Annotated in this window: 1 protein-coding gene; it reads right to left on the bottom strand. The window is 63.3% G+C overall.

From position 1 onward, the window contains the following. The coding region (locus tag ABAC402_RS40540; RefSeq protein ID WP_040410163.1) for a cadherin repeat domain-containing protein at positions 1-281 on the bottom strand (281 nt) is incomplete at both ends.

Below are 281 nucleotides of genomic sequence, written 5' to 3'. Positions count from 1 at the left end.
TGTAAAGACCGGCGCCACATCGTTGACATTGGTGACGGTGACCATGACGGCGCGGTCGACCGTATGAACACCATCGCTGACGCGGAGGGTGACGTCATAGACATTGTTGCCGCCGGCATCACCCGGCGCTTCGAAGTTCGGTGCGGCCAGGAAGCTGAGGGCTCCCGTCGCGGCGTCAATGCCGAAAAGGGCGGCATCGGCCCCGCCGGCGATGCTGTAGGTCAGGGCGTCGTTTTCAGCATCTGTCGCCGCGGCGACGTAACCCGTAGCCGTCAGACTTT

The sequence above is a fragment of the Asticcacaulis sp. AC402 genome, assembly GCF_000495835.1.
GTDB lineage: Bacteria > Pseudomonadota > Alphaproteobacteria > Caulobacterales > Caulobacteraceae > Asticcacaulis.
This window is presented reverse-complemented; position numbering and strand designations above follow the sequence as displayed.